Raw genomic sequence first — 17,854 nt, 5'->3', positions numbered from 1 at the left:
GCCAAGGCCCGGCGCCCCCGGTTGTTTGCTATTTGGCCCTCGGGCCTTTTCCTGTTTACGGGTGGCATTGCATGTCTGACTTAGTACCCCAGCTGATACAACAGCTATTCAACGGGCTCTCACTCGGAGCCATTTACGCCCTGATCGCCATTGGCTACACCATGGTCTACGGCATCATCGGCATGATCAATTTCGCGCATGGCGACATCTACATGATCGGCGCCTACATCGGTTTGGTCACCCTCTCCGCGGTCGGCACCCAGAGCGGGCTGCCGGTCTGGGCCATCATCGGCCTCATGCTCGTGGTCTCTGTCTTCATCACCGGCGTCTATGGCCTGGTGGTGGAACAGGTGGCCTACAAGCCCGTGCGCAAGAGTCCCCGCCTGGTGGCGCTGATCTCCGCCATCGGCATGTCCATCTTCCTGCAAAACTGGGTGGCCCTGGGCCAGGGTGCGCGCGACATGGCCGTGCCTTCGCTGATTCCCGGCGCCCTGCGCTTCGGCACCGAAGGCGGCTTCGAGGTCTATGTGCCCTATTCGCGCATCCTGATCATCGTGGTCACCGTGGTGCTGATGGTGCTGCTGACGCTCTACATCAAGCGCTCGCGCATGGGCCGCGCCTCGCGCGCCTGCGCCCAGGACATGCACATGGCCAATCTGCTGGGCATCGACACCAACAAGGTGATCTCCTTCACCTTCGTGCTGGGCGCCATGCTGGCGGCCGTGGGCGGCGTGCTGATCGCGCTGGCCGTGGGCAAGCTCAATCCCTTCATCGGCTTTCTGGCGGGCATCAAGGCCTTCACGGCAGCCGTGCTCGGCGGCATCGGCTCCATTCCCGGCGCCATGCTGGGCGGCGTGATCCTGGGCGTGGCGGAAACCTTCGCCGCAGCCTATATCTCCTCGGAATACAAGGACATCGTGGCCTTCGGCCTGCTGGTGATGATCCTGATGTTCCGTCCCACCGGCCTGCTGGGCAAACCTGAAGTGGAGAAGGTCTGATGAAATACAGCTTTTCCGCTTCTTTGCGCGATGCGCTGATTTCCACGGTCATGACAGCCATCGTGGTCGCGCCCATCTTCAGCCTGCACCTGGAGCGCGCCGGCGGGCGCACCGTCGTGGTGCCCGACTGGCGCATGACGGCCTGGGCCTGCCTGGCCGTCTTCATCGTGCAGATGCTCAAGCCCCTGCTCGCCGGCAGGCTGCCCAGGGTCGAGCTGCCGGCCCTGCCGGACGTGAAGCCGGCCACCCGCAACGTCATGATCTTCGTGGCGCTGATGCTGGCGGCCTCGTGGCCCTTCTTCGCGGGCCGCAATGCCGTGGACATCGCGACGCTGGCCATGATCTACGTGATGCTGGGTCTGGGTCTGAACGTGGTCGTGGGCTTTGCCGGCCTGCTGGATCTGGGCTTCGTGGGCTTTTATGCCGTGGGTGCCTATACCTACGCGCTGCTGTACCACTGGGCCGGCTGGTCCTTCTGGGAAGCACTGCCGCTTGCCGGCCTGGCCTCGGCGACGTTCGGCTTCGCGCTGGGCTTTCCCGTGCTGCGCCTGCGCGGCGACTACCTGGCCATCGTGACGCTGGGCTTCGGCGAAATCATCCGCCTGCTGCTGACCAACCTGACCGGCTTCACGGGCGGCCCGGACGGCATCTCCAGCATTCCCAAGCCTTCGGTGTTCGGGCTGGAAATGGCACGCTCGCCCTCGGTCGAGGGCGGCACCACCTTCCACCAGTTCTTCGGCCTGGAATTCAATTCCATGCACATGGTGATCTTCCTGTACCTGATGGCTCTTCTGCTGGCCATGGTGACGCTGTTCATCAGCAACCGCCTGATCCGCATGCCCATCGGCCGGGCCTGGGAGGCGCTGCGCGAGGACGAGATCGCCTGCCGCTCGCTGGGCCTGAACCCCATGAAGATCAAGCTCTCGGCCTTCACGCTGGGCGCCATGTTCGCGGGCTTCGGCGGCGCCTTCTTCGCGGCGCGCCAGGGCATCGTCAACCCCGAGTCGTTCACCTTCATCGAGTCGGCGCTGATCCTGGCCATCGTGGTGCTGGGCGGCATGGGATCGCAGCTGGGCGTGATCCTCGCGGCCATCATCCTCACCACCCTGCCCGAGCTGGCCCGCGAGTTCTCCGAATACCGCATGCTGATCTTCGGCCTGGTCATGATTCTGATGATGATCTGGCGCCCGCAGGGCCTGCTGCCCATGAAGCGCCATCATGTGGAGGTGAAGTGATGAACCGCTGCTTCGCTCTCATTTTGATAATTACAACCGAAGACTGGGCAAGCGCATGAGCGAGTATTTGCTAGAAGTCAAAGACCTGTGCATGCGCTTTGGCGGCCTGCTGGCCGTGGACAACGTGGGCTTCAACGTGCGTCCGCAGGAAGTGTTTGCCATCATCGGCCCCAACGGCGCCGGCAAGACCACGGTGTTCAACTGCATCAGCGGTTTCTACCAGCCCTCGGGCGGCTCCGTCGTCCTGGACGGCAGGAGCATCGCCGGGCAGAGCAGCCACCAGGTGGCCAACCACGGCGTGGTGCGCACCTTCCAGAACGTGCGCCTGTTCAAGCACATGACCGTGCTGGAGAACCTGCTGGTGGCCCAGCATCGCCAGTCGCGCTCCACGCTGCTCGGCGGCCTGTTCAACACGGCGGGCTATCGCCGCTCGGAAGAGGAGAAGATCGAGAACGCGCTCAAGTGGCTGGACGTCATGGGCCTGCGCTCCTTCGTCAACCGCGAAGCCGGCAACCTGGCCTACGGCCACCAGCGCCGCCTGGAGATCGCGCGCTGCATGATCACCAAGCCGCGCGTGCTCATGCTCGACGAGCCGGCCGCCGGCCTGAATCCGCAGGAGAAAAAGGACCTGCAGGGCCTGATCGACCAGCTGCGCCGCGACTACGGCGTGGCCGTGCTGCTGATCGAGCACGACATGGGCCTGGTCATGGGGGTGTCCGAGCGCATCCTGGTCATGGAATACGGCAAGCCCATCGCAACGGGCGTGCCCGATGCCATCCGCAACGATGAACGGGTCATCAAGGCCTATCTGGGAGAAGCCTGATGACGGCCATGCTGCAAGTACAGAACCTGTCCACCCACTACGGCGCCATCTGCGCCGTGGACAACGCCAGCCTGCAAGTGAACCAGGGCGAGATCGTCTCGCTGATCGGCTCCAACGGCGCCGGCAAGACCTCGCTGCTGATGACCATCTGCGGCACGCCGCGCGCCAGCGGCGGCAAGGTCTTCTACGAGGGCGAGGACATCACGCATATGTCCACGCACCACATCATGCGCAAGGGCATCGCGGTCTCGCCCGAGGGGCGCCGCATCTTCTCGGACCTCACGGTCACCGAGAACCTGCAGATGGGCGGCTTCTTCCTCGACAAGGCGGCGATCGAGGCCGGCATCGAGCATGTGTTCGGCCTGTTCCCGCGCCTGCGCGAACGCGCCGGCCAGCGTGCCGGCACCATGTCCGGCGGCGAGCAGCAGATGCTGGCCATCGGCCGCGCGCTCATGAGCAAGCCGCGCCTGCTGCTGCTGGACGAGCCCACGCTGGGCCTGGCCCCGCTGGTCATTGCGCAGATCTTCGAGATCATCCAGACCATCCGCGCTGCAGGCGTCACGGTGTTCCTCGTCGAGCAGAATGCCAACCGCGCCCTGCAGATCGCCGACCGCGGCTATGTGCTGGAGACCGGCAAGGTGGTGCTCGAGGACACGGGCGCCAACCTGCTGACCAACGACGCGGTGCGCCGCGCCTACCTGGGCGCCTGACGCCGCCCCTCGCGGAAAAGCCCCTGCAGCTTGCGGCTGCAGGGGCTTTTTTTCAACGCCGGGCCGCCCCAGGATCAAAAGCGCCCCCTTGAGGGCGGTGAACATCCGAAGCGTGGGAGCGTGGGGCCATTTTCCATGCCGCCACCGCGTGCCGGAGCAAGCCCGTCAGCGCCGGCGCCGCACCCGGCTGAGCCTCCAGGGTTGTTCCCATACGCAGAAGCACGTGCATGGGGTGGCCAGCAAACGACCGTAAGATTCCCGCATGACCAAGCATCTGACGATTTTGACTGGCGGCTCGCGCGGCATGGGCCTGGCCATGGGCCAGCAGCTGCTGCGCCAGGGCCACATCCTGCTGAGCATTGCCCGCAGGAGCAGCGAAACCCTGGCCGCGAGCGCCGGCAGCCCGGCGCAGCTGATCCAGTGGCAGCAGGACCTGGCCCAGAGCGCCGCGGCCGCCCAGCGCCTGGGCACCTGGCTGCGCACATTGCAGGCCAATGACTGGGCCAGCATCACCCTGATCAACAATGCCGGCGTGATCCCGCAGATCGCGCCGCTGTCGCAGCTGCCGGCCGCCGACCTGATCAATGCGCTGCGCGTGGGCCTGGAAGCGCCCATGGCCATGACCGGCGCCTTCCTGGCCGCCACGGCCGACTGGAAGGCCGAGCGCAAGGTGCTCAACATCTCTTCGGGCCTGGGCCGCCGGCCCATGGCTTCGCAGGCCAGCTATTGCACGGCCAAGGCCGGCATGGACCAGTACAGCCGCTGCGTCGCGCTTGAGGAAGCCGCCAAGCCCCACGGCGCGCGCATCTGCTCGCTGGCGCCCGGCGTCATCGATACCGATATGCAGGTGCAGCTGCGCAGCGCCGACCAGAGCGATTTTCCGGACGTCGGCAATTTCGCCCAGCTCAAGGCCACCGGCAAGCTCACCTCGCCCGAGGAAGCTGCTGCACGCGTGCTGGCCTGGCTGGAGCGGCCCGATTTCGGCGAACAGGTCGTCGCCGATGTACGCCAGCCCTGAGCTTTTGCAGCCGCTACGGATGGAATAGCTGCCGGCGCCCGACTCGCAAGCGCTGGCGGCCTGTTTCATCAAGAATCCTCATTCACCCCGCGCCCTGTGCCTTCCCGGTACGCTGATCGCACGCATGGCTGCTTTGCCCGATAGGAACGGCTGCCATCGCGCCGGCAGCCTTGGCAAGGTCCGGGACGTGGCAGAATGGTCCGCATGCTGTGCATGCACATCTTGCAACAACAGCTTCAAGCCATCGCGCCCGTGGGCCGCAACCGCAGCCAGACCCGATCGGTCTGCTGCTCGCTGGCGCAGCAGCCACCCTGCTGCGCACCGCGCGCGATGGATGGTGCAGACATGCCGGTACCGCATGCTGCCTCCCCGGTAAAGACAAATACCCATTGATGGCGGAACCACCCTCCCCGATCATCGAAAAGCCCACCTTCCGTGACCCCCAGGCCTGCCATGCGCAACGCACGACAGGCTTTTTGCAGTGACGGGCCGCCGCGCCAAAAGCCGGCTTGCCGCGACTGCGCCCCCGAATCGTCCCTGGAGTTTCTTTTTCATGTTTCGCCAACTGATCACCTGCACGGCCATGGCCGCCACGCTGGGCCTGAGCTTTTCCGCGGCCGCGCAAGGCCCGGCCACCGACTACCCCAACAAGCCCGTGCGCCTGATCGTGCCCTTCCCGCCCGGCGGCGGCACCGACATCCTCTCGCGTGTGATCTCCAACAAGCTCACCGAAGTCAGCCACTGGACCGTGGTGCCCGACAACCGCGCCGGCGCGGGCGGCACCATCGGCATCACCGAGGCCGTGAAAGCGGCGCCCACGGGCTACGACATGGTCATGGGCCAGAAGGACAACGTGGTCCTCGGCCCCTATCTGTACAAGAACCTGCCCTGGAACCCCACCAAGGACCTGACGCCCGTGGCCCATGTGGCCTACACCCCCATCGTGATCGCCACGGCCGCCAACTCGCCCTACAAGACGCTGGCCGACGTGGTGGCCGCCGCCAGGAAGGCGCCCGCCAAGATCACCTACGGCTCGCCGGGCAACGGCACCAGCATCCATCTGGCCGGCGTGATGCTGGAAAAGGCTGCGGGCATCCAGCTCACGCACGTGCCCTACAAGGGCTCCAACCCGGCCATGATGGACGCGCTGGCGGGCAACGTGGACCTTCTGGTGTCCTCCGTGCCTTCGGCCATCGGCCAGATCAAGTCCGGCAAGCTGCGTGCCATCGCGGTGACCTCCGCGGCCCGCTCCACCTCGCTGCCCGATGTGCCGACCCTGGCCGAATCCGGTCTCAAGGGCTTCAACGTCAGCACCTGGTACGGCCTGTTCATGCCCAGGGGCACGCCGGCGCCCGTCGTCAACAAAGTCAATGCCGAAGTGAACAAGCTGCTGGCCATGCCTGAAGTACGGGAAGCCATCCAGACCCAGGGCGCCGAGCCCCAGGCCATGAGCGTGGAAGCCTTCGACAAATTCTTCCAGGCCGACTTCAAGGCCAACAAGGCGATCGTGGAAGCCTCTGGCGCGAAGATTGAGTGACCCCCTGAGCGGCTCTTGCTCGGTGTCTCTTTGTTGGAGCGAGCCCGTTTTAAAGGCTGTGCTCTGTGCAATAAAAAAGACCTCCTCGGAGGTCTTTTTGATTTGATGGGGAACGCTTATTCGCGGACCACGAGCACGGGAATGCGCACGGCGCCCAGCACGCGCTGGGTCACGCTGCCCAGCATCAGCTTTTCCAGGCCGCGGCGGCCCTGGGAGCCCATGACGATGAGATCGGCGCCGCTGCTTTCCATCACGCGCACGATGCCGTCGTGCACCGCATGGCCTTCGCCGACAACGGTGGAAACGGCCACGCCCGCCTCGTCCATCAGGGCCTTGACGGCATCCAGCGCGGTATTGGCTTCGGCCGTGGCCGCGCTCAGGTACTGGGATTGGCCGTAGGCGAAATCGGCGCCCACGCCGGTGAACGGATAGGGATCGATCACATAGACCGCCGTCACCGCGCTGCCAAAGACCTTGGCCAGCTCGGCCGCCTTGCGGGCCGCCAGCAGCGAGGGCTTGGAGCCATCCACCGGAACCAGGATGTGCTTGAACATGGACATGTTTTCTCCTTCGATAGCATGGCGGCATCACCGGGAACAGAAATCTGCGCCATCCGCCGCCGGTTCAATGAAGCTCAGTCTGAACCCCATCATGCCTCAGCATCTTGATGCACATCAACCTTGCCGTCGAAGAAAGCCCGCATCCGGCACGGGGCAGCGCCTAGCTCCGCTTCAGGCCGCGTCCACCACCTCGGCGCCCTGGAAATTGCCGCGCCGGTAGGTCAGCACCAGGGTATCGCGCACGCCGCCGGCCTGCGCCGGCTGGATGGGCGTGGTCTCGTGGATCATGCGCGCATCGTCCAGCAGCATCACCGACCAGGGTTCGGTCAGCGTGAAGCGCATGCCGCTCGGGCCCGTGGCTTCGAAGACGCGGGTCTCGCCGCCCTTCACGCCCTGGCGGGCGACCAGGATCACCGCCACCAGGTCCACGCCGTCGCGGTGCGCGCCTTCGGGCGTGGGCCGGCCTATGCCATCCGTGGTGTCGATACGGAACTGGTGCGACTCCACAAACCAGCGCTCGTGGCCGCCGTCGGCGCAGAACACCTGATCAGCCAGCCCGGCCAGCTTTTCCAGCAGCCGGGCCCAGACCGGGCTTTGCGTCGTGGCGTCGGGCATGGGATCGAACATGCGCTGCATGCCGCCGTGCAGGGCGTTGTATTCCACGGGCTGCCAATGGGCACGGTGGGGCACCTGCTGCAGCGATCCGGCCTGGGCCACGAAACAGGAATGGCGCCGGCGCCGGTAGCGTCCGCCATCCTTGAGAAAGGCATCGGGCGGCAGGCTCTGCCAGTCGGCATCCAGCGCATGCAGCTGGTCCAGGTCGGCACCGATCCAGTGCGCGAAGTCCTGCGGCGCCAGCACGGCATAGCCGCTGTCGCGCAGGGACTGGGCTGCCCGGTCCGCAGCGATGTAGGGAGGTGGAAACATGATTTGCGCCATAAGGCCGGCAAGCTTACTCCCGGCGCGCTGCGCCGGGGCCTGATCGGACATCAATATTTGCGCAAGGCTGCAGCAACCAATTTGCATCGATGGCCGTGCAGCGAGGCGGCATGGGCCGCCCGAAGCGGCCCGTGCGCAAGCCTTGCGGCCTCAGACCAGCGGCAGGCCCACGTAGTTTTCGGCCAGCGAAGTGGCGCCGGCCCGGGAGTGGACGATATAGTCCAGTTCGGCCTCCTGCACCCTGGTGTTGAACTCGCCCTCGCCGGGGAAGTTGTGCAGCATGGAGGTCATCCACCACGAGAAGCGCTCGGCCTTCCAGACCCGACGCAGGCATTGCTCGGAGTAGCGGTCTATGCCTTCGCTGCTCCTGTCCTGGTAGAACTCGGCAAACGCGCGCGACAGATAGCCCACGTCGGAGGCGGCCAGATTCAGGCCCTTGGCGCCCGTGGGCGGCACGATGTGGGCCGCGTCGCCGGCCAGGAACATGCGGCCGAAGCGCATGGGCTCGGTCACGAAGCTGCGCAGCGGCGCAATGCTTTTCTCCAGCGAGGGGCCGGTCACCAGGTGGGCGCGGGCCTCGGGGTCCAGGCGCTTCTTGAGCTCTTCCCAGAAGGCCTCGTCGCTCCAGTCCTCGACCTTGTCGGTCAGCGGCACCTGCAGGTAGTAGCGGCTGCGCGTGGCACTGCGCTGGCTGCACAGCGCAAAGCCGCGCTCGGTGTTGGCATAGATCAGTTCGTGCGAGACCGGTGGCGTGTCCGACAGCAGGCCCAGCCAGCCGAAGGGGTAGACCTTCTCGAAGGTCTTGACCTTGTCCTGGGGCGCGCTGGCGCGGCAGATGCCGTGAAAGCCGTCGCAGCCGGCGATGAAATCGCATGCGATCTCGTGCACCTGGCCGTCTTTCTCGTAACGCACCTTGGGGTGTTCGCTCTCGAAGTCGACAGGCTGCACGTTCTGTGCCTCGTACACCGTGGTCAGGCCTTCGGCGGCGCGCACTTGCATCAGGTCGCGCGTCACCTCGGTCTGGCCGTAGACCATGACGCGCTTGCCGCCCGTCAGGCCGTGCAGGTCGATGCGGTGGCGCTTGCCCTTGAACAGCAGCTCGATGCCGTCGTGCGGCAGGCCTTCCTCGTTCATGCGGGCATCGGCGCCGGCCTGCCGCAGCAGGTCCATGGTCACCTGCTCCAGCACGCCGGCGCGGATGCGGCCGAGCACGTAATCGGCACTGCGCTGCTCCACGATGATGTTGTCTATGCCGGCCTTGTAGAGCAGCTGGCCCAGCAGCAGGCCCGAGGGACCTGCACCGATGATGGCGACTTTGGTGCGCATGGTGTCTGTATCTCCTTGTTCTCCGTCAACAGGTGCCGCATCTGCGTTGGAATGCGACCCATGGCCCAAGCCTAGTTTTGTGCTGCGTCAAACAGGAGAGCCATCGCATGCAATTGCGCGATAATCGCGCAAAGCAGCCGGCAATCGCACAAAATGCGCACCCATGCCCGGCCACACTCCCGGCCTCCACCACCTTCCGCCCGCTTTTCCGCAACCTCCATGCCCTCCGCCAGCCTGCCCCCCATCGCCGCCGCCGACTACATTGCGGGCCTGGCCAAGGGCCTGGCCGTGCTGGAGAGCTTCGACACCGAGCGCCAGCGCCTGAACGCCACCATGGCCGCCGAGCGCGCCGGCATCACGCGCGCCGCGGCGCGCCGGCACCTGCTCACGCTGGCCCATCTCGGCTATCTGGAAACCGACGGCAGCCACTACTGGCTGGCGCCCAAGGTGCTGCAGCTGTCGGGCGCCTATCTGGCCTCCGCGCGGCTGCCGCGCATCGTGCAGCCGGTGCTGCACCGGCTGGCCGCGCAGACCGGGCTTTCGTATTCCTGCGTGGTGCGCGAAGGGCGCGAAGTCGTCATCGTGGCGCGCAGCGCCGTGCACGAACAGGGCGAACGCCTCATGGCCCACGGCCTGCACCTGGGCACAAGGCTGCCGGCCCATGCCACCTCCACGGGCCGCGTGCTGCTGGCGGCGCTGGCGCCCGCGGACCTGGACGAATGGCTGCAGACCCATGACCTGCCCCGGCTCACCGCCCATACGGTGACGGATATGGCAGCGCTCAAGGCCGTGCTCGAAGAGGTGCGCAGGCTTGACTACTGCGTGGCGCAGGAGGAGCACGAACTCGCCATCCAGGCCCTGGCCGTGCCGCTGCGCGACATGCAGGGCAACACCGTGGCCGCGCTCAACGTGGTGACCTCCTCGCGCCGCATGACGGCGGCCAGCCTGCACAAGGACATCCTGCCGCTGCTGCAGGAAGGTGCCAGAACCCTGCGCCCGCTGATCTGAAGTGCTATCGATCCGGAATCTGTCTGCGCCTTGCCGCATTCAATTCCAAATACATATCGCGCTACAAAAAAGAGCTATCCGGTGCGAGATGCACCTTTTTTCATAGCATCACAAGCCACCACCGGCATCGCCCCTTTCGCCAGGAACATCGAGCAAGGGCCGGGCCGGCCGCGCCGTCCCGCCGCGGGAGCGCCCAGCCGAAGATGTCGTCCCCTCCGGGGGAAGCCGCGCAGCGGCTCAGGGGGATCAATTCGTTCCGCTCTCCACCGCGCACACCTGCAGGCTCAGCCGGCGCAGCAGCTCGGCCGTGCGGCGGATCAGCGGCGTGGCCTTTTTCTTGGCCGACTGCACCAGGCACAGCGTGCTCACGATATGCGGCGACTTGATCGGCACGCCGACCAGCGAGGCATCCATGTCGTGGCCGCGCATGGCGCTGTCGGTCAGTGCGGCATAGCCATAGCCGCCGCGCACCAGGTCGAGGATGGCCGGCACGCTGGACACTTCCCAGACCACATTGAGCTTGACCTGCGACAGCGTGGCCTGGGCCTCCATGAGCTTGCGGAAGATCTGGCCACGCTGGGGCATGATCAGCGGGAACTCGTCCAGGTGCGAGAACGGCACGCTGCTGTGCCCGCCCAGCTTGCTGGCCGGGCCGATCAGGCACAGGCGCTCCTCCAGCACCGGCGCCACCTCGATGTGCGGATGCGGCTCGGGCGTGTAGACGAGGCCCAGGTCCATGCGGCCCGACGTCAGCCACTCGGTGATGTTCACGGAAAAGCCCTCGACCACGGCCAGGCGCGCCTTGGGCATGTCGCGGCTGAAGCCGTCGATCAGCGGCAGCGTCAGCCGCCGCGCCAGGCTGGGCGGCAGGCCCACGGTGATGCGGCCCACGGGCTCGTCGCGCTGGCTGCCCAGGTCTTCCTTGGCCAGGGCCACGCGCTGCATGATGGCGTGGCCGTGCTCGAGCAGGCGGCGCCCCGCATCGGTCAGCGTCACGCCGCGGCCGGTGCGGATCAGCAGCGTCTCGCGCAGCTCGGTCTCCAGCGCACGCACCTGGCGGCTCAGCGCGGGCTGGGCCGTGTCCAGCAAGACCGCGGCCTTGCTGAAGCTGCCGGTTTCGGCCACATGGACAAAGGTTTCTATCTGCTGAAGATTCATCGCGCACCACACAAAGCAAGCTATGCCATTTTGCTATAGCTGTTAGCCTGGGGCCGCGCTAGGTGAATTGCGACCGGATGTCACAATCCGTTCGACCGGCGCCAGGGCCAATGCGTCGGCAACAGACATTCAATATGCGCGAGCGCCCTGCCGCAACGGCCGGCCAACGCGCGAACCTCAACGACAGACAGATGGACCGCTCGCGGTCCCGGGAGACAAAAACATGAGCCAACGCTCGTTCCAGATGAACCGCCGCCAGGCAGCGCTTGCCCTCGCCTCCATGGCCGCAGGCTGCGCCATGCCCGCTTTTGCGCAGGCCGATGCCGCCAAGTGGCCCACCAAGGCCTCGCGCATCATCAACCCCTTCCCCGTGGGCGGCGGCCCGGACGGCCTCTCGCGCCTCGTGGCCGACAAGCTGGGCCGCGCCTGGGGCCAGCCCGTGGTGGTGGAAAACCGCCCCGGCGGCAACGGCTTCATCGCCATCGAAGCCTTCAAGCGCGGCGCCACCGACGGCACGGACATGATCCAGCTGGACAACGTGCACATCGCGGCCTACCCCCACCTGTTCAAGAAGCTGCCGTACAACCTGGACAAGGATTTCGACATCCTGATGCCGCTGTTCCGCAACTACTTCTTCGTCTGCGTGCCGGTGGACAGCCCGTACAAGACCATGGCCGACCTGATCGCCGACGCCAAGGCCCACCCCGGCAAGCTCAACTACGGCTCCTGGTCCGTGGGCAACCCGGTGCACCTGGGATCGGCCCTGCTGGAGAGCATGACCGGCACCAAGATGGAGCACGTGATCTACAAGGAAACCAGCCAGCTCTACCAGGGCGTGGCCACCGGCCAGCTCAGCTTTGCGCTGGGCTCGCTTGGCACGGCCGGTCCGCTGGTGCGCGGCGGCAAGCTGCGCTTTCTGGCCGTGGCGGCGCCCAAGCGCATCGAGGGCTACGAGAACGTGCCCACGGTCTCCGAATCGGGCGGCCCTGCCGGCTATGCCGTGACCGGCTGGAATGCCCTGGCCGTGCGCCCCGGCACGCCCGCCGCCGTGCAGGAAAAGATCCGCAACGACGTGCGCCAGGCACTGACCGGCCAGGACGTGAAGGAGAAGTTCGCGGCCTTCGGCTATGAGAGCTTCACCCCCACGCCCGCCGAATTCAAGCAGTTCATGGCCGATGAAAGCAAGCGCTTTGGCGATGTGATCAAGAAGGCCGGCCTGGCACTGGACTGAGCGTCCCGGCCATCCGCCAGCAGCCGCCTTCGGGCGGCTGTTTTTTTGATGCCGCATCCGGCCTCCCGGCGGGCACGGTGCGGCCTCCGGCTCAGTCGCCCTCTATCAGCAGGGCCGCCAGCCGCTGCTGGATCCACAGCGCCGTGCCGTCCAGCACGGCGCCCTGCAGGCTCAGCATGCGCACCGCCAATGGCGGCAGGCGCAGCTCCGGACAATCCAGCGCCACGATGCGCGGCTCGATGTCGGGCGTCTGCGCGATGTTGCGCGGCAGAATGCCCCAGCCTATGCCGTCGGCCAGCATGTCGGCCATCACGTAAAAGCTGTCCGAGCGCCAGATGCGCGGGCTGATCACCAGGTCCTCCACGCCCTCGATGTGCATGACCAGCTGGCGATGCGCCGCCAGGTCCTCGCGGGTGACCGGGCCATGGCTTGTGGCCGCCAGCGCATGGCTGCGCGCCACGAACACCATCTGCGGCACCCCGGCCACATAGCGCTGGGCAAACTGCGCATCGGCCGGGCCGCGGTCGAACTGGAAGGCCAGCTCGGCGCGGCGCGTCTGCACATCGCGCGCCACTTCGGCCGCCGTGCCGTTGAGCAGCGTCAGCTCCAGCGCCGGGAACTGCTGGGCCAGCTCGCGCAGCAGCCGCGCAAACGGCGGATACGGCAACGCCTCGTCGAGCGACACGCACAGCCTGGCAGCCTGCCCCGCGGCCAGCCCGCGCGCGCGCAGGTCCAGCGCCTGCGCCTGGTTGAGCAAGGCGCGCGCCTCCAGCAGCATGACCTCGCCCGCAGGCGTGAGGTGCACCGAGCGCCCCACGCGATGGAACAGCGCCAATCCCAGATCAGCCTCCAGCAGCCCCATGGCCATGCTGACCGCCGACTGCGCACGGCCCAGCCGGCGGGCCGCCTGGGTCATGGAGCCGCAGTCGGCCACGGCGACAAATTGGTTCAGGCGTTCAAGCGTCCATTCCATTCATCAATTTTATTGACTGATCTGAACTTCCCGCAAATCAAAAATTGATCGATTATCGGAAGACATCTCCCACGATTACTGCTGCGGAGAGGATTCCCATGGACATCACACCTGCTTTTCCCCCTCCATCCCCCGCCCCGGCCGCCAGCCGCTGGCTGGTGCTGGGCATCGTATCGGCTGCGCTGCTGCTCATCGTCATCGACATGACCGTGCTCTACACCGCCCTGCCGCGCCTGACCCACGACCTGGCGGCCACCGCCTCGGCCAAGCTCTGGATCATCAACAGCTACTCGCTCGTGGTCTCGGGCCTGCTGCTGGGCATGGGCACGCTGGGCGACCGCCTCGGCCACAAGCGCCTGTTCATGGCCGGCCTTGCAGTGTTCGGCGCGGCATCGCTGGCTGCGGCCTTTGCGCCCGGCACCGGCGTGCTGATTGCAGCCCGGGCGCTGCTGGGCGTGGGCGCGGCCATGATGATGCCGGCCACGCTGTCGCTGATACGGCTCACCTTCATCGACGACCGGGAGCGTGCGCTGGCCATCGGCATCTGGGCCTCGGTGGCCTCGGGCGGAGCGGCCTTCGGCCCCGTGGTCGGCGGCGCGCTGCTCGCGCATTTCTGGTGGGGGTCGGTGTTCCTGATCAATGTGCCCATCGTGCTCGTCGCCCTGCTGCTGGCCTGGCGCTGGATTCCCGCCAGCCGCGGCAACCGGGAACACCCCTGGGACCTGAGAGCCTGCATCCAGGCGATGCTGGGCCTGATGGCCGGCACCTATGCGCTCAAGGAACTGGGCAAGCAGTCGCCCGACTGGCTGCTGGCCGCCATCGCACTGCTCACGGGCATTGCCTTTCTCGCCATCTTCGTGCGCCGCCAGCGCCGCAGCAGCCACCCGCTGCTGGATCTGGCGCTGTTCGGCAACAAGGCTTTCAGCACCGCCGTGACAGCGGCCCTGGTGGCATCGGCCGCGCTGCTGGGCATGGAGCTGGTGTTCAGCCAGCGCCTGCAGCTGGTGCTGGGCCTGAGCCCCCTGCAGGCCGGCTGGGCCGTGCTGCCGCTGCCGATCGCGGCCTTTGTCGCAGGCCCTGTCGCCGGGCGCCTGCTGCCGCGCTGGGGCAGTGCTCGGCTGCTGAGCCTGGCCTTGCTGGCCTCCGGCCTGGGCATGGGCGGCTATCTGGCGCTGCACCAGGCACCCGTCCTGTGGCAGGCCCTGAGCCTGACGGTGCTGGGCGCCGGCATCGGCGCGACCATGACGGCCGCTTCGGCCACCTTGCTGATGAGCGCCCCAGCCGAACGCGCCGGCATGGCCGCCTCGGTGGAAGAAGTTTCCTACGAACTGGGCGGTGCCCTGGGCGTAACGGTCATGGGCAGCCTGCTGTCGGCCGTCTATGCGCGCACCCTCGTTGTGCCCGCCACTGGCACCCCTGTGCCGTCCACGGTGCGCGACAGCCTGGACGAAGCCCTGCTGGCCGCCGAAGCCCTGAGGGGCGATGCCGCAAGCGACCTGGTGCAGGCCGCCAGCACCGCCTTCGACCACGGCTTTGCCGCCGTGCTGCTGCTGGCTACAGCCCTGCTGCTGGCCGCCGCCTGGGCCGTGCGGCAGCGCATGCGCCCCTGAACCATTCTGAACAACCACCAAGAATCATTCATGAACACATCCATTCAACTCAGACCTCTGGAGCGCGAGGACCTTCGCTTCGTGCATCTGCTGGACAACAACGCCAGCGTGATGCGCTACTGGTTCGAGGAGCCCTACGCCACTTTCGACGAACTGACCAGCCTCTACGACGCCCACGTCCACGACCAGGGCGAACGCCGCTTCGTGGTCGAGCACGGCAGCGAGCGCGCCGGCCTGGTGGAACTGGTGGAGATCGACCTGATCCACCGCCGCGCCGAGTTCCAGATCATCGTCGCGCCCGACCAGCAAGGCAAAGGCATTGCGGCCCATGCCACGCGCCAGGCCCTGGACTACGGCTTTCGCGTGCTGAACCTGCACAAGATCTATCTGTATGTGGACAAGGAAAACGCCAAGGCCATCCACATCTACACCAAGATCGGCTTTCGCCCCGAAGGCGAACTGGTGGACGAATTCTTTTCCAACGGCCAGTACCGCAGCGTGATCCGCATGTACATGCTGCAGGCGCCCTATCTGCAGCGCATGGCATGAGGCCGTGCTTCCTCGACAGGCGCGCAGACAAAGGCCTGCGGGATGCAAATCCACGCAGGCCTTTTCACGGATGCGGACTCAGCGCTTTTCGAACGGGTATTTCTCGGTATCCACCTCGCCCTGGGCCTGCAGCGCATAGCGGTCGCCGGCAATGGCTTCGGGCTTGAAGAGCTCGTCGAGTTCGGCCAGCACGGCCGCATCGAGCCTGACGCCACCGCCGCGCACATCCTCCAGCAGATGGTCGACGCTGGTCGTGCCGGGCAGCGCAATCACATGCTCGCCCTGGTGCAGCACCCAGGCAATGGCCAGCTCCGCCATCGTGCAGCCCGCCTTTTCGGCAATGGCCTGCATGGGGGCCAACAGCCGGAGGTTGCGCGCATAGGCCTCGGGCGCGAAGCGCGGCATGGAGGCACGGATGTCGCCCTTGACCAGGCCGTCCACGCCCTGCAGCTTGCCGCTGAGGAAACCCCGGCCCATGGGGCTGAAGGCCACATAGGCAATGCCCAGCTCCTTGCAGGCAGCCAGCGTGCCCAGCTCGGCATTGCGCGACCACAGCGAATATTCGCTTTGCAGCGCGGCAATCGGATGCTCGCGGTGCGCGCGCCGCAGCGCCTCGGTGCCGACTTCGGACAGGCCCAGCGCGCGAATCTTGCCCTCTTCCTTCAGGCGCGCCATCTCGCCGACCGACTCCTCGATGGGCACGCGCTGGTCCCAGCGGTGCAGGTAGTACAGGTCGATCACGTCCGTGCCCAGGCGCTGAAGGCTGTCCTCGCAGTTCCTGCGCAAGGTCCTGGGATGGCCGTCGATCACGCGGCGCATCACGCCGTCCTCGCCGCGCACGCCGGCCATGCCGCCCTTGCTGGCCAGGGTGATGCGGCTGCGATGGGGCTTGAGCACCGGCCCGACCAGCGACTCGCTAGCGCCAAAGCCATAGAGCGCGGCCGTATCGAACAGCGTCACGCCCGCATCCAGCGCCGCATGCAGCACGGCATGCGACTGCTCGGTGGAGACGGGACTGCCGTAGGCATGGCAGAAATTCATGCAGCCCAGGGCTACGTTGGCGACGGTGAAGGGTCCGATATGGCGGTTTTCCATGGCGTGCTCCGCAGACTGGCCTGGCATCACACGGCCAATCCGAATCAAATGAAAAAGCCCGCTACCGCTTGTACGGCGGGCGCGGGCAGCTATGGTTTCGGTAGTCTACCGAAATCAGGCAGCGTTGAGCTGCTGCTCCAGCTCGTGCAGCACCTTATAGCAGTTGAACACCTTCTGCACGCTGGAGTTGGGCTCGCGGCCCTCGCGGATGGCGGCGAAGAATTCGCGGTCCTGCAGCTCGATGCCGTTCATGGACACATCGACCTGGGACACATCGATCTTCTCTTCCTTGCCGTTGTACAGGTCGTCGTAGCGGGCGATGTAGGTGCCCGTGTCGCCGATGTAGCGGAAGAACGTGCCCAGCGGGCCGTCGTTGTTGAACGACAGCGAGAGCGTGCAGATGGCGCCGTTGGCGGCCTTGAGCTGGATGCTCATGTCCATGGCGATGCCCAGGTCCTTGTGGATGGGGCCCTGGATGGCGTTGGCCTTCACGATGGGGCTGCCGGCCTGGTAGGCGAACAGGTCCACGGTGTGGGCGGCATGGTGCCACAGCAGGTGGTCGGTCCAGCTGCGCGGCTGGCCCAGCGCATTCATGTTGGTGCGGCGGAAGAAATAGGTCTGCACATCCATCTGCTGGATGTGGAATTCGCCAGCCTCGATCTTCTTGTGCACCCACTGGTGGCTGGGGTTGAAGCGGCGGGTATGGCCCACCATGGCCACCAGGCCGGTCTGCTTCTGCAGCGCCAGCACTTGCTCGGCTTCCTTGAGACTGTCGGCCAGCGGAATCTCCACCTGCACGTGCTTGCCGGCCTTCATGCACTGGATGGCCTGGGCTGCGTGCATCTGCGTGGGCGTGCACAGGATGACGGCGTCCACTTCGGGCAGTGCCAGGCTGTCGGCCAGGTCCGTGCTCACGTGCCGGATGCCGTACTTGTCGGCCACTTCACGGGTTTTTTCCAGGTCGCGGCTGACGAGGGATACGACTTCCACGCCGTCGATGTTCTTGATGCCGTCCAGGTGCTTGATGCCGAAGGCACCGGCGCCCGCCAGGGCAACTTTGATGGTCTTGCTCATGATTTCTTTC

At 66.3% G+C, this 17,854-nt stretch carries 17 protein-coding genes; 10 read left to right on the top strand and 7 right to left on the bottom strand.

Going from position 1 to position 17,854, the window contains the following annotated elements; all coding sequences use genetic code 11:
• Positions 1-71: 71 nt before the first annotated feature.
• The 6 genes from livH to V8Z74_RS18965 all read left to right on the top strand — a co-directional run bounded on the left by livH (position 72) and on the right by V8Z74_RS18965 (position 6,321).
• Entirely contained in the window at positions 72-998 is a 927-nt protein-coding gene (gene livH, locus V8Z74_RS18990) for a high-affinity branched-chain amino acid ABC transporter permease LivH (RefSeq protein WP_066478727.1), read from the top strand.
• Positions 998-2,233: a high-affinity branched-chain amino acid ABC transporter permease LivM gene (locus V8Z74_RS18985; RefSeq protein WP_066478729.1), complete on the top strand. Its 1,236-nt coding sequence runs from the start codon at positions 998-1,000 to the stop codon at positions 2,231-2,233. Before livH ends, V8Z74_RS18985 begins: the two co-directional genes overlap by 1 nt.
• Before the next feature lie 55 nt (positions 2,234-2,288).
• A complete protein-coding gene (livG, locus tag V8Z74_RS18980) occupies positions 2,289-3,056 on the top strand; it encodes a high-affinity branched-chain amino acid ABC transporter ATP-binding protein LivG (RefSeq protein WP_066478732.1) in 768 nt (255 codons plus the stop codon).
• Positions 3,056-3,766, top strand: a complete 711-nt coding sequence (locus tag V8Z74_RS18975; RefSeq protein ID WP_502879581.1) for an ABC transporter ATP-binding protein — start codon at positions 3,056-3,058, stop codon at positions 3,764-3,766. The genes livG and V8Z74_RS18975 overlap by 1 nt, the downstream gene beginning before the upstream one ends.
• Before the next feature lie 262 nt (positions 3,767-4,028).
• Positions 4,029-4,784 (top strand): SDR family NAD(P)-dependent oxidoreductase, encoded by a 756-nt coding sequence (locus V8Z74_RS18970; protein WP_349710651.1) that lies wholly within the window; start codon positions 4,029-4,031, stop codon positions 4,782-4,784.
• A 553-nt stretch (positions 4,785-5,337) separates the two neighbouring features.
• Complete coding sequence (locus tag V8Z74_RS18965; protein ID WP_066483421.1) at positions 5,338-6,321, top strand: Bug family tripartite tricarboxylate transporter substrate binding protein; 984 nt, start codon at positions 5,338-5,340, stop codon at positions 6,319-6,321.
• Positions 6,322-6,437: 116 nt separating this feature from the next.
• Here the strand turns inward: V8Z74_RS18965 and V8Z74_RS18960 are convergent, their stop codons facing one another.
• The 3 genes from V8Z74_RS18960 to pobA all read right to left on the bottom strand — a co-directional run bounded on the left by V8Z74_RS18960 (position 6,438) and on the right by pobA (position 9,146).
• Complete coding sequence (locus V8Z74_RS18960; RefSeq protein WP_066483437.1) at positions 6,438-6,875, bottom strand: universal stress protein; 438 nt, start codon at positions 6,873-6,875, stop codon at positions 6,438-6,440.
• A 177-nt stretch (positions 6,876-7,052) separates the two neighbouring features.
• The gene (locus V8Z74_RS18955) at positions 7,053-7,820 is read right to left on the bottom strand and encodes a 2OG-Fe dioxygenase family protein (protein WP_349710649.1); all 768 of its coding nucleotides are present in this window, start codon (positions 7,818-7,820) and stop codon (positions 7,053-7,055) included.
• 150 nt (positions 7,821-7,970) lie between these two features.
• The gene (gene pobA, locus V8Z74_RS18950; protein ID WP_066483407.1) at positions 7,971-9,146 is read right to left on the bottom strand and encodes a 4-hydroxybenzoate 3-monooxygenase; all 1,176 of its coding nucleotides are present in this window, start codon (positions 9,144-9,146) and stop codon (positions 7,971-7,973) included.
• A gap of 219 nt (positions 9,147-9,365) precedes the next feature.
• On the opposite strand from pobA, the gene V8Z74_RS18945 reads away from it, so the two are divergent.
• Entirely contained in the window at positions 9,366-10,154 is a 789-nt protein-coding gene (locus tag V8Z74_RS18945; RefSeq protein ID WP_349710647.1) for an IclR family transcriptional regulator domain-containing protein, read from the top strand.
• A gap of 246 nt (positions 10,155-10,400) precedes the next feature.
• Here the strand turns inward: V8Z74_RS18945 and V8Z74_RS18940 are convergent, their stop codons facing one another.
• A complete protein-coding gene (locus V8Z74_RS18940; protein ID WP_066483391.1) occupies positions 10,401-11,312 on the bottom strand; it encodes a LysR family transcriptional regulator in 912 nt (303 codons plus the stop codon).
• Between the two features lie 223 nt (positions 11,313-11,535).
• Between V8Z74_RS18940 and V8Z74_RS18935 the strand changes: the two genes are divergently transcribed.
• Positions 11,536-12,543 (top strand): Bug family tripartite tricarboxylate transporter substrate binding protein, encoded by a 1,008-nt coding sequence (locus V8Z74_RS18935; RefSeq protein ID WP_066483388.1) that lies wholly within the window; start codon positions 11,536-11,538, stop codon positions 12,541-12,543.
• 91 nt (positions 12,544-12,634) lie between these two features.
• Here the strand turns inward: V8Z74_RS18935 and V8Z74_RS18930 are convergent, their stop codons facing one another.
• On the bottom strand, positions 12,635-13,516 hold the full coding sequence (locus V8Z74_RS18930; protein WP_349710645.1) for a LysR family transcriptional regulator: 882 nt from the start codon (positions 13,514-13,516) through the stop codon (positions 12,635-12,637).
• A 98-nt stretch (positions 13,517-13,614) separates the two neighbouring features.
• Here V8Z74_RS18930 and V8Z74_RS18925 point away from each other — a divergent pair, with 98 nt between their 5' ends.
• A complete protein-coding gene (locus V8Z74_RS18925) occupies positions 13,615-15,126 on the top strand; it encodes an MFS transporter (protein ID WP_349710644.1) in 1,512 nt (503 codons plus the stop codon).
• Between the two features lie 30 nt (positions 15,127-15,156).
• Complete coding sequence (speG, locus tag V8Z74_RS18920) at positions 15,157-15,675, top strand: spermidine N1-acetyltransferase (protein ID WP_349710643.1); 519 nt, start codon at positions 15,157-15,159, stop codon at positions 15,673-15,675.
• 78 nt (positions 15,676-15,753) lie between these two features.
• On the opposite strand, the gene V8Z74_RS18915 is transcribed toward speG, so the two are convergent.
• Both V8Z74_RS18915 and V8Z74_RS18910 read right to left on the bottom strand, forming a co-directional pair.
• Positions 15,754-16,770 (bottom strand): aldo/keto reductase, encoded by a 1,017-nt coding sequence (locus V8Z74_RS18915; RefSeq protein ID WP_349710642.1) that lies wholly within the window; start codon positions 16,768-16,770, stop codon positions 15,754-15,756.
• A 114-nt stretch (positions 16,771-16,884) separates the two neighbouring features.
• The gene (locus V8Z74_RS18910; protein ID WP_066483434.1) at positions 16,885-17,844 is read right to left on the bottom strand and encodes a Gfo/Idh/MocA family oxidoreductase; all 960 of its coding nucleotides are present in this window, start codon (positions 17,842-17,844) and stop codon (positions 16,885-16,887) included.
• Positions 17,845-17,854: the final 10 nt, after the last annotated feature.

Source organism: Comamonas sp. w2-DMI (assembly GCF_040187735.1).
Classification (GTDB): Bacteria; Pseudomonadota; Gammaproteobacteria; order Burkholderiales; family Burkholderiaceae_C; genus Comamonas; species Comamonas terrae.
This window is presented reverse-complemented; position numbering and strand designations above follow the sequence as displayed.

Excerpts from the sequence above, each read along its gene's own strand:
- livH (WP_066478727.1), top strand. The coding sequence starts at position 72 with ATGTCTGACTTAGTACCCCAGCTGATACAACAGCTATTCAACGGGCTC.
- V8Z74_RS18985 (WP_066478729.1), top strand. The coding sequence starts at position 998 with ATGAAATACAGCTTTTCCGCTTCTTTGCGCGATGCGCTGATTTCCACG.
- livG (WP_066478732.1), top strand. The coding sequence starts at position 2,289 with ATGAGCGAGTATTTGCTAGAAGTCAAAGACCTGTGCATGCGCTTTGGC.
- V8Z74_RS18975 (WP_502879581.1), top strand. The coding sequence starts at position 3,056 with ATGACGGCCATGCTGCAAGTACAGAACCTGTCCACCCACTACGGCGCC.
- V8Z74_RS18970 (WP_349710651.1), top strand. The coding sequence starts at position 4,029 with ATGACCAAGCATCTGACGATTTTGACTGGCGGCTCGCGCGGCATGGGC.
- V8Z74_RS18965 (WP_066483421.1), top strand. The coding sequence starts at position 5,338 with ATGTTTCGCCAACTGATCACCTGCACGGCCATGGCCGCCACGCTGGGC.
- V8Z74_RS18960 (WP_066483437.1), bottom strand. The coding sequence starts at position 6,875 with ATGTTCAAGCACATCCTGGTTCCGGTGGATGGCTCCAAGCCCTCGCTG.
- V8Z74_RS18955 (WP_349710649.1), bottom strand. The coding sequence starts at position 7,820 with ATGGCGCAAATCATGTTTCCACCTCCCTACATCGCTGCGGACCGGGCA.
- pobA (WP_066483407.1), bottom strand. The coding sequence starts at position 9,146 with ATGCGCACCAAAGTCGCCATCATCGGTGCAGGTCCCTCGGGCCTGCTG.
- V8Z74_RS18945 (WP_349710647.1), top strand. The coding sequence starts at position 9,366 with ATGCCCTCCGCCAGCCTGCCCCCCATCGCCGCCGCCGACTACATTGCG.
- V8Z74_RS18940 (WP_066483391.1), bottom strand. The coding sequence starts at position 11,312 with ATGAATCTTCAGCAGATAGAAACCTTTGTCCATGTGGCCGAAACCGGC.
- V8Z74_RS18935 (WP_066483388.1), top strand. The coding sequence starts at position 11,536 with ATGAGCCAACGCTCGTTCCAGATGAACCGCCGCCAGGCAGCGCTTGCC.
- V8Z74_RS18930 (WP_349710645.1), bottom strand. The coding sequence starts at position 13,516 with ATGGAATGGACGCTTGAACGCCTGAACCAATTTGTCGCCGTGGCCGAC.
- V8Z74_RS18925 (WP_349710644.1), top strand. The coding sequence starts at position 13,615 with ATGGACATCACACCTGCTTTTCCCCCTCCATCCCCCGCCCCGGCCGCC.
- speG (WP_349710643.1), top strand. The coding sequence starts at position 15,157 with ATGAACACATCCATTCAACTCAGACCTCTGGAGCGCGAGGACCTTCGC.
- V8Z74_RS18915 (WP_349710642.1), bottom strand. The coding sequence starts at position 16,770 with ATGGAAAACCGCCATATCGGACCCTTCACCGTCGCCAACGTAGCCCTG.
- V8Z74_RS18910 (WP_066483434.1), bottom strand. The coding sequence starts at position 17,844 with ATGAGCAAGACCATCAAAGTTGCCCTGGCGGGCGCCGGTGCCTTCGGC.